We start from the raw sequence: 15,788 nt of genomic DNA, 5'->3' as shown, positions 1-15,788 counted from the left end.
AAAAGAAAGGATGGATCTAATGAGTATAACAGAATTACTAGATATTTTAAACAATAAAAATATAGTTGTTTGGAAAGAGGGTAGTAACGTAAAATTTAGAGCACCAAAGGGAAGCTTAACAGATGAATTAAAAAAACAACTTAAGATTAATAAATCAATGCTTTTAGAATATTTGGATAAAGAAAAAAACATGTATTTTAAAAGAGACGAAATAAATCGTTATGAGGAATTTGATTTAACAGAAATACAGAGTTCATATTTATTGGGAAGGAATACAGCATTTGAATTGGGTGGTGTGGGTTGCCATGGGTATATGGAAATTGAATATAACGAGCTTTTAGATAAGGACAAAATAGAGATAGCATGGAATAAAGTCATAAAAAAGCATGATATGCTTAGAGCAATCATATATAAGAATGGTAAACAAAAAGTGCAAAAGGATGTACCATTTGTTGAAATTGAAGAGAATTTTTCAATAGATGAAAAAGAATTAGATTTGAGGGAGAAATTAGCTAACAAACAGTATAAAATTGGTGAATGGCCAATGTGTGATATTGCAATAACTAAAATAAATGAAAAAACGTTGCTTCACTTTTCTGTTGATATGATAGTTGCTGACTATATAAGCATGAATATCATATTGAAAGATTTAGAAGATTTTTATTATAACCCCGAAAAAGAAGCGTGTAATTCTAGTAGCTATAGAGATATCGTTATATATGAAAAAGAGAGAAAACAAAATAAAAGATCTAATAGCCAAGAAGATAAAAAATATTGGGAAAATAAGATAGAAAATATGGGAAACTCACCATTCTTACCGACACTAAAGACTGTAGATATAGAAGATAGCTCTTTTATTCAAAAAAGTATTTTTTTAAATGAAGACATGTGGAGTAAACTCTGTGATTTGTCAAAAAATATCGGTGTAACTGTGTCGGCTGTGGTTATGTCAGTATTGTCAGAAATAGTATATTACTGGTCAGGTACAAATAAATTTTGCATAAACACCACTTTATTTAAGAGGAGTTCTTTAAATATAAAAGATATTAATGAAATAGTGGGAGATTTTACGGATGTGAATGTATCGGCAATAGATATAGACAGTAAATTAACATTTAAAGATAGAATAATAAATCTGCAAAAGAATTTATGGATGGATATGGAGCATAACTCATTTTCTGGAGTTGAAGTTCTAAGAATGCTTAGCAGATTAAAAGGTGAGAGTGTTGTAGTGCCATTAGTTTTTACAAGCACAGTCGGTCTGTCAAATGAAAATGACGTATTGTTAAAGCGAAAAGTCAATTATAAAATCAGCCAAACACCTCAAGTTTATATTGATTGTCAGTTAGCAGAAGAAAAGACAGGAGCTAGGATAAATTGGGATATTAGAAAATTTGTGTTTGATCAAGTTGTTATGGATGAAATGTTTGCAGGTTTTGTAAATATAATTAAGGAACTATGTAAAAATCCGTATAAAATCCTAGATTTGAAAAATCCAGTGGAATTACCTGAAAATATTCTGCAAGTTAGACATGATATTAATTCAACACAAAGAAAATTTCCAAAAAGAACTTTAGGAGATGGATTTTTAAAAATGCTAAATAAAAATCCAGAGAAAACAGCTCTAATTTTCAAGGGAAATACTTATTCTTATAGAAAATTAAGCTTGTATGTTAGTTCGATAATGGAAGCTTTAAAAAACAATAAAATAAAATCTGGAGATAGAATAGCAGTTAATATTGAAAAAAATGAGTGGCAGATTGCATCTGTACTAGCTATTGTATTAAGCGGCGCTGTATATGTTCCAATAGACGTAGACCAGCCAATTAATAGAAAAAACAAGATTCTAAAAAAATCAGATGTTAAAGTGGTTCTATCATGTGATGAAGAGCTGAGTAATTCTGAATTTAAAAATATAAATTTACACAATATTTCTTTAAGTGAATTTAATAGCATGAAAGATTTGAATTTAGAAAAATATTACATGGATGATGCTTATATAATCTTTACTTCTGGGACTACTGGTGAACCTAAGGGTGTAAGAATAACGCATGATGCAGTTATGAATACAATAATTGATGTCAATGAAAGATATAGGATAAAAGAAGCAGACGTGTTTTTGGGATTAGCAAAATTATCCTTTGATTTATCGGTATATGATATATTTGGGTGTTTTGATATTGGGGGAACATTAGTACTACCAGAATCAGAGAAGACAAATGATTCAAAGTATATTTATGATTTAATGTTGCTTCATAGAGTAACTATTTGGAACTCTGTGCCAGCTCAAATGCAACTGATAGTTAATTATTTAGAGGCATCTGAAAAAATAAAAAAGAGTGAATATTTAAGACTATGTATGTTGTCGGGAGATTGGATTCCAACAAATTTACCAAGTAGAGTATACAATATTTTTGAAAATGTGAAGCTTGTTAGCATGGGTGGAGCTACAGAAGCATCAATTTGGTCTATCTATTATGATATAGGTAAAAATGAGAAATTTGATATTAGTGTTCCATATGGATACCCTATGTCAAATCAAAAATTTTTCGTTTTAAACAGAGATTTAAATCCTTGTCCCGACTATGTTAAAGGTGGATTGTATATTGGCGGTAAGGGAATATCCAAGGGATACATCGGAGATGAAAAATTAAATAAAGAACAATTTATAAGAACAAGAGATGGAGAAATTATATATAAAACAGGTGATACAGGTTATTATTTAAAAAATGGTTTAATTATTTTTACTGGTAGAGAGTCTGGAGATGGACAAATAAAAATTCATGGATATAGAATAGAATTATCAGAAATAGAGGATGCAATTGCTTCTTATAACAAAGTAGATTCTGCACAAGTTGTATATACAAAAGGGAAATCTTTAGATGGTAAAATAAATGCTGTGGTTACTCCTAAAATTAAAAGTTATATATCTAATGATTTTTATTTGGGTTGCGATGAAATTGAGTTTTTAAAAGAGTTAGAATCAAGTGTTTTAGAGAATATGAATCTTAATTTATTAATAAAATGGGGAGATTGTGCTGACAAGGTATCATTGAAGTCTATTTTAGGAACATTTCAACATTTTGGAATTTTTACTGACCAAAAAAGCAAATATAATATTCAAGAGATTAAAAAAATAATAAACGTACCTGAAAAGTTAGACAAGTTATTAAAGAGATGGCTAAATGTATTGGTTAAAGAAAAAATATTACAATTAGATGAGGAACAATACCAATATTTAGGTGAAGAGAATGGAGAAACACTTGAACAATTATGGAATGATTTTTATAAAGTAGAAAATGAATTTAATTACAGTAAGGATTTTTTAGCTTATCTGAAAAGATCCAATGATTCTTTACCTGAACTAATAACAGGAATCGAAGATCCGTTAAATTTACTTTTTCCAAAAGGGGATTTAAAACCTGCTTTGGCATCATATCACGACAATAAAATAAATAGAATCAATAATGGTTTTATAGCTAATGAAATACATTATTTATATAATGAAAAAATGAAAAATAGCAATAAACCATTTAGAATTTTAGAAGTTGGAGCAGGAGTAGGTGGAACAACTATTGATGTGATTACTAAATTGAAAGATTCAAAAGTTGAATATTATTTCACTGATGTTTCTGAATTCTTTTTTAACAATGCAAAAAACATATTTCATGAATATGATTGGATAAAATACAAAATATTTGATATAAATGAAGATTTTTATAAGCAGGGTCTAGATGCGTTCTCATTTGATTTAATACTATGTGCAAATGTATTACACAATTCTAGAAATATAGATTTCGTTATAAAAAACTTAAAAAATCTATTAGTAGATTCTGGGACATTGATTATATTAGAGGAAACAAAAATGAGTTATATGTTATTAACATCAATGGAATTCAAGGATGGATTGATAGGATTTGAAGATGAAAGAAAAGAAAGTGAACAAACATTTTTCTCAAAAAAGCAATGGGAAGATATTATAGATAGAAATGATGGCAACATAACTTATGCATTTCCAAGTAGTCAGTTACTAGAAGTATCAGGACAAAATGTTTTTGTAACGAGATTTAAAAATGAATATTATAACATTGACAAAACAGAATTATTTGAGCATTTAAATGATTCTTTGCCAAACTATATGATTCCATCTGATATAAAAATATTACAAAGTTTACCCAAAACAAGCAATGGGAAAATTAACAAAGAGGCAATATCAAGTTTATTCAAAGTAGAAGATGATGATATTAGTATTGATAAATCGCAAATGACAGAGATAGAAAAAAAGATTGAACATATATGGTGTAAAGAGCTAAATAAGTCTTTTATTGGATTAGATGAAAACTTTTATAGTGTAGGAGGAGACTCTCTTTTAATAGCACAAATTATAAGTGAAATTTTGGAAAAAGTAGAAGAAGCAAAAGATTGGGACTGGAGTTCTTTGCTTACTGAAATGATGCAAACGCCGACAATCAGAGAAATTTCCAAAAAAATTCAAAACAGGTTTGATAAGATTGATAAAAAGATTGATAAGTCTTTATCAGTATTAAAAAAATCCAATTTAGATAATGATAAGAAAACTGCTAAAGTTTTATTTCACGCAGGGACAGGCACATTATCTGCATATACAGAATTATTAGATTATATTATAAAAGATAGTAATGATGTCGAAGATGTATTGGGCTTTTCTTTTGGAGATGAGGCAGAATATGTTTCTATGAAAACTGAGGATACATTTAAAAATCTTGGAGAAAAATATGGAGAGGTATTATGTAAACTCGGGTATTCCAAGTATATACTTATTGGACATTGCGTTGGTGGATTGATAGCTATTGAGACTGCGAATTATATAACCAATAAAAATATGAATGTATCAGATGTAACTTTATTGAGTACGACTATTCCAAGAGAACAAAAAAGAACAGTTTTCCATTGTTTATCAAGAAATAAATATGATATAGCACTAAAGACAAGTTTAGAAAATGAATTACTGCTAGAAAGAACATTTTCTAGGCTAATAAATGCTGATATTTTTAAAGCTGGTCATACTGTAAGTGATGAAAGACTCGATGATTGTATAAAATATATGGTAAAAAATCTAGATGGTGACTTGAAAATACAGTCGTTTGAGAGACTTGTTGGAGAGTATGAGGATATAGGACTTGAGTTTAAAAGACTTTCTTCAATTCCAATTTCCGAAAGACTAAATAATCTTTATAATTCAATAAATAGAGATAAGGTAAATTTATTAGATAATGAAATAAAAATGTTAAATACACTATTTAACATCTTTTCTCAAAATTTTGGATGTGTATCAACTTATAAACCCCCAAAATATAGCGGGAATGTAAGGGTTTTCTCTTGTGAAGAAACAGAAAAAAGTTTTTATGGAGAATTTTTTGGAGAAGATAAAGAAACTTGGGAGAAGTATTTAGCTGGGAATATAGTGTACAGCAGTATATCAGGACAACATTTTGATTGTTTAATTGGAGAAAATCTAAAACAAAACAGCACGAAGATATTAAAATTCATTAATGAATAGGGAATATTCAAGATGATAAAATTATTTAATGATTCAAGCTAAAAATTGAAGTCATATTGGTTTTTATTTACTAAAAGAGAGGTGAATATATGAAAAGTCCGATAATTGGAATATTGGGTGGAAGTGGAAATATTGGTTCAAAATGTGTAGAAATTATAAGTGAGATATATCCTTTATATGCTACCTACAAGAACAATAAAAAACAAGATACAGAAAATTGCACCTATGTACAGATGGACATAAAAGATTTGGGTAAAGTCGCTGAATTTTGTAATCAAGTCGATATTTTGATAAATTGTGCTGGAGCATCATATAAAAATGGAGAAAAGATAGCTAAAATAGCAAGTGAATGCAATATTCCATATATAGATCCATCAGGTGAATCATTTTTAGAGGATAAAATAAAAGAAGAACTAGATAACAACATATTTGTTTTATCTTCGGGATATTTCCCTGGATTAAGTGGAATTATGGCAAGTTATGCTTGTAGTTGTTTAAAAAATGTTGATTCTATTTCAGGTTTTAATGTAAGTGAAGAAATTCCCAGTAAATCAGCAATTGAAGACTTTGTTTTAACAAATTTATCTGGGTTTGGAAAAGCGTTATATTATTACAAAAATGGTGAGCTTGTATATGAAGATGGAATTAAATTTGTAAATGTTAATGGTGATATTTATAAGCTATCAAACTATATTACCAAAGAATTTTTAAGAGTAGCAGAAAAATTTAATGTTAACACTGCAAATTGGTTTAATCAAATTTATGACGATAAAGTTATTCGAAAAATGCAGGAAATAGTATTAAAATCTGATAAATTTGAGGGTAGTTATAGTAAAGATATAGATAATATAATTTCATTTTTTAAAGCAAATGTTTCTAAAAATAATTTTAACAAGCTAATAATTTCTGCGAAAAATTCTATGGAAAACATTGAGATTGAAGTAGAAAGTAAAGAAAGCAGTACAATGAGTGCTGTAATTTGTTCTAATCTTGTTAAGAAAATCCTGGAGAAAAATTATAAAAATGGGCTATATTATTCAATGGATATTTTAGACTTTAAAGATATAGAAAGGGATTTGATATTGAAAAATGTTAAAGTAAATATCAAAAAAGAAAAAAAGGAATATGAGGAGGGTGTGTTATAAATGAAGATAGTGGGTGATTTAAACAATCCTAAAATTATGCTAGTTCATGGTGCTGGCTTTTATTGGGAAAATTGTTTTAGGGAAATAATAGAATCTTTAAAATCAAGTTATTGCATTCTATTACCTGTTTTACCAGGTCATAGTAATATCAATGAAGAACCAATTAAATCTGTAGAACAAGTTGCTGCTATGATAATAAAAGAAATTAAAGATTTAAGAGTTGATAATATTGAACTAGCATATGGTATATCTTTAGGAGCCAGTATTGTTCTTGAAACGATATTGTGTGGAGAAGTTAACATAAAAAAAGTAATCCTAGATGGTGGTCAATATATAAATATGGGAGAAAATATTGAATTATTTTCAAATATAATGTCAAAACAATTTATTGGATTATTAGAAAATAATCATCTTCAAAAAGAAATCAGAGATAACATGGGATATGATGAAAACGACATTGAAGTATTAAAACCAATGTTATTTAAGTCTATAAGCAATGAAACTTTATACAGTACCTTTAAAGCTGCATATAGTTATGATATAACAAATAAAAATTCTGACAAATTAGCTACGAAAGACATATCTGTTTCTTTTGGAAGTAGAGAAATATACGCAAAAGATTCTTTAAATTATTTAGAAAAGTTAATAAAAAAAGAATTAGAAGTAGAAGAAATAAAAGATATGGGGCATTCAGAAGCTTTAAGTAAGCATCCAGAAATAATAATTGAGATGATAAAGAGTAGAATTAAATGAGTTAATTATCATAAAAATATGGTATAATATTCATAAATACCGACATAGATGTCTTTAAGGAGGGGGTAGTATTTCTAGAGTGCGAATGAATGTCAAAGATAGATTGGATCAAATAAAAAAAGCATCAATAGCTGTATTTTTAAAAAAAGGATTTAGAAATACAGTTATGAATGACATTATGGAAGCTACTGGGCTTTCTAGAGGTGGTTTGTATCATCATTATGGTTCTACCTATGAAATTTTATACGACATTATGTTAGAAGGAAATAAATACAGAGAGAAGATAATCTATGATGAGATGAATAAAACAAGTCAGGATTTTAGCGAAGTTTTATCTGAGATTATTTTAGAAAAAATGCTATATCAGAGTGACTATGTTTCAATTTATGCAATGTTTTTACAGGAATTAAATCATGACGATAAGTTAAAAGACTTATATAAGAAACTAAAAAAATCATCATCTGATAGTATTCTAATGTTATTTGATGAAGATGTAAGAGGTGAATTAAGTGAAGCTATCGAATTAATAACTGATTTGATTAACACATTTATTCTAGGTTGTGAAGTTCTAAATGCAAGAGAAAATTTTGTGAAGAACAAACTTGCATTAAAAAAAATGATAGGAATTATCTTAGATAATAATGCTAAGTAAATCTTAGGGTTTACTCAGAAAGAAAAAATATATCTTAAATTGGAGGTTTATATGAAATTAAAAGATATCGTACAAGTTACAATTTTTACAGTAGTGGCGTTTATATTAAACATGGCTGTATCAACAGCCACAGGAATGTTAGGAACTTTATCCTTATATATAGCGGCAGGATTTTCTTCCTTTGTAGTAGCTCCGCCATTTATAATTATGGCTAAAAAATTACAAAAAAGAGGAATAGCTTTTATATTTTTCATGTTGCTTGGTGTATTTTATGCATTAAGTGGATATTGGCCAATGCTTATAGTAAATGCCATCGCAGCTATTGTAGCAGAATTAATTATAGGTAACTATAAAAATGATAATAGAGTTGCCTTAGCAGTATCTGCTGGAATGTTTGTTATTTCAATGCATGCAATGACATTTGTAAGACTACTTGGACCAGAAAAAATTGTTGAAGTTTTTAGCGTATTTACTAAAGAACAGGCTGCCTTTATGGATGCCTTTTTTACACCAAAGGCAATGCTAATCTCAATAGGCATTAATATCGTCTTGGTATTAATAGCAGGAAGATTTGGATTATATATAAATAATAAGTTTTTTAAAAAGAGTAAAAAATCAGGAATATTGTAATGGAAAAAATAAGGAGAGATGACAACTGTCTTGTAAATCCTATAATCTTATTTGTTTTAATTTTAGCGTTTTCGATTATATTATTTATAACAGATGATATTGGCTACTATATTATGATAGGAATATCAATGTTTCTAACTTTAACTTTTTCCTTAAAACAATTTATTAAACAACTAGCAACAGTTCTTATCTTGTTAATTGTTGGCAAAACATTAACTATTACAGACTTAGGAATAGGTGGAAATGCAATTTTAGGTCTTGTAGAAATTGTATTAAAACTCTTTCCGATATTTATTATTGGCGGTATTCTTGTGAATACATCACCACTTAAAATGATGAGTTCACTTAAGTTTTTACACATTCCAAATGTGTTTGCTCTAAGCATAGTGATAGGAATGAAGTTTATATCAGAAATGGGGTTAAGGCTTAAAGAAATAAAGAATGGCATGAAGGTAAGGGGACTAAGATTAAGTCCCCTCCATCCTATTAGGTCTTTTGAACTTTACTTCATCCCTCTTATCTATAAATGTTTGCAAGTGAGTGAAACTTTGACTTCATCTATTATATCTAAAGGAGCAGAATATAGAGGGGAAAGGACTAATTATCATAAAATAACTTTTAAATTTTTTGATATCGTATTCTTACTTTTAGCTATTTTCTTATTGTGGAGGTCAATATGAATGTAATAGAAGCTGATATTAAAAAATTCTCTTATGATGGAAATGATAAGGTAATTTTAAAAGATATAGAGCTAAATATTAAAGAAGGGGAACTTGTTGTTATAAGTGGTTTATCTGGTTGTGGAAAAACTACGCTAACAAGAATATTAAATGGTTTAATTCCGAATCATTATCAAGGACAATTATATGGACAAGTATCTATTTTAGGAAAAAATATTTCGCAATATAACAATGGAGAATTGGCAAAATATATAGGAAATGTATTTCAAAATCCAACAGATCAGTTTTTCGCAAATATTGTTGAGGATGAGCTTGCCTTTGTTGGAGAAAATTTAGGAATGGATCTTTCAGAATTAAAGAAAAGAGTTGATGACTCTTTGAGTGTGATGGGAATTGAAAATTTAAAATATAGAAATATCAATTCTTTATCAGGTGGACAAAAGCAAAAAGTTGCTATCTCATCTACTCTTGTTTATGATACTAAAATAATTTTCTTTGATGAACCATCATCAAATTTAGACTATAGGGGAATAGTCGAACTTAAGAATATTCTTGAAAAATTAAAATCCTTAGGAAAAACGATAATAATATCTGAGCATAGATTGTTCTATTTAAATGATTTATATGATCGTTTTTTGTATATGAAAGATGGTAAAATCGAAAAAGTTTTTAAAAAAGATGAATTAACAGAAGAGGATTGTAAAAATTACTCTTTAAGAACAACTAACTATAATTTTTTGCTATCTGAAAATATTGATAATTGCAAAAATGTAGTTGAGGATATAAGAGGAGTTGGTATTTCTATTGGTAAAAAAGAATTAATAAAAAATTTAAATATAAGCTTATGTGAAAATGAGATAATGGCGATTATAGGTAAAAATGGAGTAGGTAAAACGACTCTTGCAAGATCTTTAGCTGGTTTATTAAACTTTAAAGGCAAAACAAGCTTTGGGAGAAATAAAAAAGAAAGATTAAGAAACTCTTATTATATGATGCAAGATGTAGAATACCAAATATTTTTTGATACGGTGGAAAATGAGCTTTTACAAAAAGATAGAATTAATGACGTTGAATATTTAAATAGACTTAGAAACGAATTAAAACATATTGACCTTTGGGAAAATAGGTATGACCATCCACAAAATCTATCTGGTGGACAAAAACAAAGACTTGCACTATTAACTGCTTGTTTAAGTGGTAGAAAACTAATAATTCTTGATGAACCTACGTCAGGTTTAGATTACAAGAGGATGAATGATATTTCTGAAATAATAAAAAGATATTCAAAAATATATCCTTTTGCCATAATAACTCATGATATAGAACTTATTTTTAAAGTTTGTAATTCTGTGTTAATGCTTGAAGAAGATGGATATAAGAAAGTATATGTTCAAGGACATGAAAAAGATATTTTGAAATTTATTAAAGATGGACTGATTGTGTAAGGAGTTGATTTTTTGAAACAAGATATGAAAGAACAATTATTAAGCAAAAGACCTATAGACCTACTTTTTCAATTATCTATCCCTGCTGTAATAGGAATGATTGTAATAGGTCTTTATCCACTTATGGATGGAATTTTTGCAGGAAATATTATAGGGCAAACTGCAATGACAGCTTGTGGTGTCGCTATGCCACTTACTTTTTTCAATAGCGGAGTATCTACCCTAATTGGTGTAGGGTCAGCATCGGTTTTATCAAGAGCTATAGGAAAGAGTGACCAAAAAACAGTTGATAAAATTATGGGGAATTTAATCTTTTGGGTTATTCTATTCTCATCAATTATTACAATAGGCGGAATTTTACTTGCACCACATTTTTTAGATATGGTTGGAGCAAGTGGAGAAATTAAAGAATATGGTATCAGATATTTACGAGTAATTTTTATTGGTTCTTTATTTGTAAACTTTACTCAATCAGCAAACATGGTTATGCGTGGAGAAGGATTAATGAAAAAAGCAATGCTCATTATGGGGCTAGGGGCTTTTTTAAACATAATTCTTGATCCCATTCTAATGAAATTAATGGGAAAATATGCAATTGAAGGAGCTGCACTTGCAACTATTACAGCACAATTTGTCCAAGCAGCCATTACGTTACATTATTTCAAAAACAAGAGTAAAGTTGTAAAAATAAATAAAATAAAGTCTGAGCCAGAAGTAAAAAAAGAAATGTTTGCTGTCGGAACATCTGCCATGATGATGCAAGTTTTATTTATGATTCAGCAGACCATGCTTTACAAAATGTCGTTTAAATATGGAGGAGATACAAATGCTATCTTAATGGCAGCAACTTTAAGAATATATGCCTTTTCCTTTATTCCACTTTGGGGAATGAGTCAAGGCTTGCAACCTGTTGTTGGTACAAACTTTGGAGCAAAAAGATATGACAGGGTAAAGGAGGCAATGAAGGTATTCTCCATTGGAGGACTTGTTCTTGCAGCCATATTTTGGCTACCAGTCTTATTATTTTCAAAAAACATCCTTTCCCTATTTGGAGTAGAAGAAAGTATTATAACTCAGGGAGTAGGAAACTTTAGACTATTCTATTCTATATTTATCTTATATGGAGTAATGGTTATGTCTATAACATTCTTCCAAGCAATAGGAAATGCTAAAAAGGCAGGCATAATCGTCATGCTAAGACAATTATTTTTATTCGTTCCTGCCATGATTATTCTACCAATGACATTTGGAGTTAAGGCAGTATGGTTTGCTGAACCTCTTGTAGATTTAATTATGATTTTAGCTGGAATAGCAATGATGATTGGAGAGCTTAATAGAATGCCCTCTGAAATAAAAAAAATATAATAAACTATTTAAAAATATTACTAAAGGAGGTTTTAAAGTGAATTTAGTAAAAGAATATGTAAATAAAAGAAAAGGCTCATATTTTATATCCGTCCTACTTGCAACAGTTGGGGTGGTGGCTGGTCTTTTTTCCTATATTTATATGGCAAAAATAATTGTAAATTTGATTAATGGCGTAAGCGATACGAGTTTATATACTTCACTTTGTATAAGTATTTTAATAACATTTGTTATTAAAGAAGTGGCAGCAGGAATATCAACAAGTATTTCTCATACGGCAACTTTTAATTCTTTAGGTGAAATCAGAAATGATATTTCTAAGAAATTATTCAAGATGCCACTGGGAGATGTATTATCAAGATCATCTGGAGAATTAAAAAATATTATAGTTGAGCAAGTTGATTCTATGGAAACATCCCTTGCCCACTTAGTGCCAGAATTTACTGCAAATTTAGTAGGACCTATTCTATTGTTTATTTACATGTTTACCTTAGATTGGCGTTTAACCTTGCTATCACTAATTCCATTTGTGGTAGGAATGTCTATTATGATGTCTGTTATGAATGCTCATTATAAGGAAATGTTTGGAAAGTCGGTTGCCATTGGTCAACACATGAATAATTCCATTGTTGAGTATATAAATGGAATAGAAGTAATAAAGACATTTAATCAAAGCGAATCATCTTATAAAAAATATTCTGATGCAGTTTATGATAATGCAAGCTTTTATTATAACTGGATGGGTGAATCTATGAATAGGGTTGCCATAGGTAGATTACTTTCTCCTATGGGAATTATTACAATCATACCTTTTGGGATTTTGTTTTATATAAATGGAAGTATTGATTTAGGAAATTTAATTACCTTAATAGTCTTATCCTTTGCTACAGTTTCTAGTATTTTAAAAATCATGAACTATATGGACGATATGTCAAGAATATCAACTATAACTTCTGAAATAGGAAAGATTTTAGATTCAAGAGAGTTAGAAAATATTGACAAGGGAGAGAAAATAGAATCCTATAATATAGAACTTCAAGACGTAGACTTTTCCTACGACGGAGAAAAGAAAGTCATTGATAATCTTTCAATGGAAATAAAAGAAAAGTCTGTTTCAGCACTCGTTGGACCTTCGGGGTCTGGTAAGTCCACAATAGCAAAACTGATTGCTGGATTTTGGAATGTAGATAAAGGGTATATTAAAATCGGTGGAGTGGAAACGAAAGGCTTATCCCTTGAAAACTTATCTTCATTAATTTCTTTTGTATCCCAAGACAATTTCCTATTTGATATGACTATAAAGGAAAATATTAGGCTTGGAAATAAAGAAGCTACTGATGAAGAAATCATAGAGGTATGTAAAAAATCTGCCTGCCATGATTTTATTATGAATCTATCTAATGGTTATGATACAAGAGTTGGCGAAGGTGGAGGTCATCTGTCTGGCGGAGAAAGACAAAGGATATCTATTGCTCGTGCCATGCTAAAGAATGCACCAATTGTAATTTTAGATGAAGCAACTTCTTATATAGATCCTGAAAATGAAGCTCTCATACAAAATGCCTTGGCTAATCTAGTTAAGGGTAAAACTTTAATTATCATTGCTCATAGGTTAAAGACAATTGTTGATGCAGATAGGATATTTGTTATTAAAGATGGTAAATTAAACTCTTATGGAACTCATGAGGACTTATTAAAGTCATCAGAGCTTTATAAGGAAATGTATGCTGCAAATTTAAGGGGTGATGAAAATGCTTAATGTGTTTAAAAAGATATGGAGTTTTTCAAAAGAAGAACAGGTAAATATTAAGAAATCTATTCTTGCTGGATTTTTGCACGCAGTATTTAATGCTCTTGAGTTTGGAGCAATTTACTATATGCTAGTAAATATATTCTCTAAAACTTTAGACTATAAGGTTATTTTTGTTTGTCTTGGCATATTAGTAATTTCCCTTGTTGGAAAGATTATGACACAAAAATCATCTCAAATGGCACAAACTCACGCTGGATATTTTATGGCAGCTCACAAGAGAATAGAAATAGGAGAAAAGATAAAAAGAGTTCCTATGGGTTTCTTTTCAAGCTTTTCACTAGGAAGATTAACTACTATTGCTACATCATCACTTTCCCAAGCAGAAATGTGGGTGCCTATGCTTTTGGTTCTTGTACTTGGCGGAGTTTTAAATACTTTAGTCTTTGTCCTTGGAACTTTAATTTTTAATGTAAAGGTAGGGCTTGTTGCAGTAGCAGGTGTAATAGTATTCTTTATAGTTACATCAATGATGGAGAAAAAATCATCAGCTAATGCAGACAAGATGACAGAAACACAAACAAGACTTACAAAAGAAGTATTGGCAACTTTACAAGGAATGCAGGTTATAAAATCCTATAATCTTGGTGGAGAGAATAACAGGGCTTTAAGAAAGTCTATAAAAGATACATCAAATATACTTTTAGATTTAGAAAAATCTGTAGCACCATATACAGTTATCCAAAGAATTGTAATGGGAATAACAACAGTAGCTATGGTCTATGTATCTCTAAAATTAAATTTATCTGGTGAACTTCCACTTGCTGAAACAATTCTTATGATTATGGCATCCTTTATAATTTTTGAAGGACTTATCGGAGCAGGATCAAACATGGCAATCCTAAGAGCTTGCGAAAACGCTATAGATTCAGTTGGTTTTATAGATTCAATGCCTGATATGAAAGAAGGAAGTATTACAGAGCCAATAAAAAATCACAACATAGTCTTTAAAAATGTATCATTTTCCTATGATGATAGACCAATTTTAAAAAATGTATCAGCAGAGATAAAAGAAAATACTATGACTGCTATTGTTGGACCATCTGGATCTGGTAAGACAACATTTTGTAATCTTATTGCAAGATTTTGGGATGTAAATTCTGGCGAAATTTTAATAGGTAGAAAAAATATAAAAGACTATAAGATAGAAAACTTAATGAATTCTATTTCCATGGTATTTCAAGATGTATATCTATTTGAAGATACAATTGAAAACAATATAAAATTTGGAAAACAAGATGCAAGTCACGATGAGGTGGTTGAGGCTGCAAAAAAAGCAAGATGTCATGAATTTATAGAAGCTTTACCAGAAGGATATAACACTATCATCGGAGAAGGTGGAGCAAGTCTATCAGGCGGAGAAAAACAAAGAATCTCCATAGCAAGAGCCATGCTAAAAGATGCAGATATAATTATCTTTGATGAAGCAACTGCAAATATAGATCCAGAAAATGAAGATAAGCTTAAAGAAGCAATAGAATCATTAACAAAAAACAAAACAGTAATTATGATTGCCCACAGACTAAAAACCATTAGAAATGCAGATCAGATTATAGTATTAAAAGATGGAGAAATAGTAGAACGTGGAAATCACGAAGAACTGATTAAAAATAATGGACTTTATTCTGACCTTATTAATTCAAAAGCTAAGGCAGAATCATGGAAATTAAATAATTAAAAGAAAGAAATATTTAAAGTCTTTGAACAGGAAAATTTTTAATAGTAAGAGCTTTAACTAAGAGAATGGAGGTAAAATATGCAAAAAAATA

Annotated in this window: 10 protein-coding genes; all 10 read left to right on the top strand. The window is 29.3% G+C overall.

Features of this window, described 5'->3' with window-relative positions:
• Positions 1-19: 19 nt before the first annotated feature.
• On the top strand, positions 20-5,539 hold the full coding sequence (locus B9N53_RS08480) for a non-ribosomal peptide synthetase (protein WP_094204554.1): 5,520 nt from the start codon (positions 20-22) through the stop codon (positions 5,537-5,539).
• A gap of 89 nt (positions 5,540-5,628) precedes the next feature.
• A complete protein-coding gene (locus B9N53_RS08475; RefSeq protein ID WP_094204553.1) occupies positions 5,629-6,684 on the top strand; it encodes a saccharopine dehydrogenase in 1,056 nt (351 codons plus the stop codon).
• Positions 6,685-7,437, top strand: coding sequence for a hypothetical protein (locus tag B9N53_RS08470; protein ID WP_060929765.1), 753 nt, complete (start codon positions 6,685-6,687; stop codon positions 7,435-7,437).
• A gap of 85 nt (positions 7,438-7,522) precedes the next feature.
• Positions 7,523-8,089 (top strand): TetR/AcrR family transcriptional regulator, encoded by a 567-nt coding sequence (locus tag B9N53_RS08465; RefSeq protein WP_002838939.1) that lies wholly within the window; start codon positions 7,523-7,525, stop codon positions 8,087-8,089.
• Positions 8,090-8,140: 51 nt separating this feature from the next.
• Positions 8,141-8,719, top strand: a complete 579-nt coding sequence (locus B9N53_RS08460) for an MptD family putative ECF transporter S component (protein ID WP_002838928.1) — start codon at positions 8,141-8,143, stop codon at positions 8,717-8,719.
• Entirely contained in the window at positions 8,719-9,399 is a 681-nt protein-coding gene (locus tag B9N53_RS08455) for an energy-coupling factor transporter transmembrane component T family protein (protein WP_094204552.1), read from the top strand. Before B9N53_RS08460 ends, B9N53_RS08455 begins: the two co-directional genes overlap by 1 nt.
• The gene (locus B9N53_RS08450) at positions 9,396-10,844 is read left to right on the top strand and encodes an ABC transporter ATP-binding protein (RefSeq protein WP_094204551.1); all 1,449 of its coding nucleotides are present in this window, start codon (positions 9,396-9,398) and stop codon (positions 10,842-10,844) included. The genes B9N53_RS08455 and B9N53_RS08450 overlap by 4 nt, the downstream gene beginning before the upstream one ends.
• Positions 10,845-10,856: 12 nt before the next feature.
• The gene (locus tag B9N53_RS08445; protein WP_094204550.1) at positions 10,857-12,209 is read left to right on the top strand and encodes an MATE family efflux transporter; all 1,353 of its coding nucleotides are present in this window, start codon (positions 10,857-10,859) and stop codon (positions 12,207-12,209) included.
• Between the two features lie 37 nt (positions 12,210-12,246).
• Positions 12,247-13,968 carry an ABC transporter ATP-binding protein gene (locus B9N53_RS08440; RefSeq protein ID WP_094204549.1) on the top strand — a complete coding sequence of 574 codons (1,722 nt, stop codon included), beginning with the start codon at positions 12,247-12,249 and terminating at the stop codon, positions 13,966-13,968.
• Complete coding sequence (locus B9N53_RS08435; RefSeq protein WP_094204548.1) at positions 13,961-15,697, top strand: ABC transporter ATP-binding protein; 1,737 nt, start codon at positions 13,961-13,963, stop codon at positions 15,695-15,697. The genes B9N53_RS08440 and B9N53_RS08435 overlap by 8 nt, the downstream gene beginning before the upstream one ends.
• Positions 15,698-15,788: the final 91 nt, after the last annotated feature.

The organism is Finegoldia magna, assembly GCF_002243175.1.
GTDB classification, from domain to species: Bacteria; Bacillota; Clostridia; order Tissierellales; family Peptoniphilaceae; genus Finegoldia; species Finegoldia magna_J.
Note: the sequence above shows the minus strand (reverse complement) of the source record. Positions and strands in the feature narration are given on the sequence as shown.

Coding starts and splice junctions, on each gene's coding strand:
- B9N53_RS08470 (WP_060929765.1), top strand. CDS start 6,685: ATGAAGATAGTGGGTGATTTAAACAATCCTAAAATTATGCTAGTTCAT.
- B9N53_RS08480 (WP_094204554.1), top strand. CDS start 20: ATGAGTATAACAGAATTACTAGATATTTTAAACAATAAAAATATAGTT.
- B9N53_RS08460 (WP_002838928.1), top strand. CDS start 8,141: ATGAAATTAAAAGATATCGTACAAGTTACAATTTTTACAGTAGTGGCG.
- B9N53_RS08455 (WP_094204552.1), top strand. CDS start 8,719: ATGGAAAAAATAAGGAGAGATGACAACTGTCTTGTAAATCCTATAATC.
- B9N53_RS08475 (WP_094204553.1), top strand. CDS start 5,629: ATGAAAAGTCCGATAATTGGAATATTGGGTGGAAGTGGAAATATTGGT.
- B9N53_RS08465 (WP_002838939.1), top strand. CDS start 7,523: ATGAATGTCAAAGATAGATTGGATCAAATAAAAAAAGCATCAATAGCT.
- B9N53_RS08450 (WP_094204551.1), top strand. CDS start 9,396: ATGAATGTAATAGAAGCTGATATTAAAAAATTCTCTTATGATGGAAAT.
- B9N53_RS08435 (WP_094204548.1), top strand. CDS start 13,961: ATGCTTAATGTGTTTAAAAAGATATGGAGTTTTTCAAAAGAAGAACAG.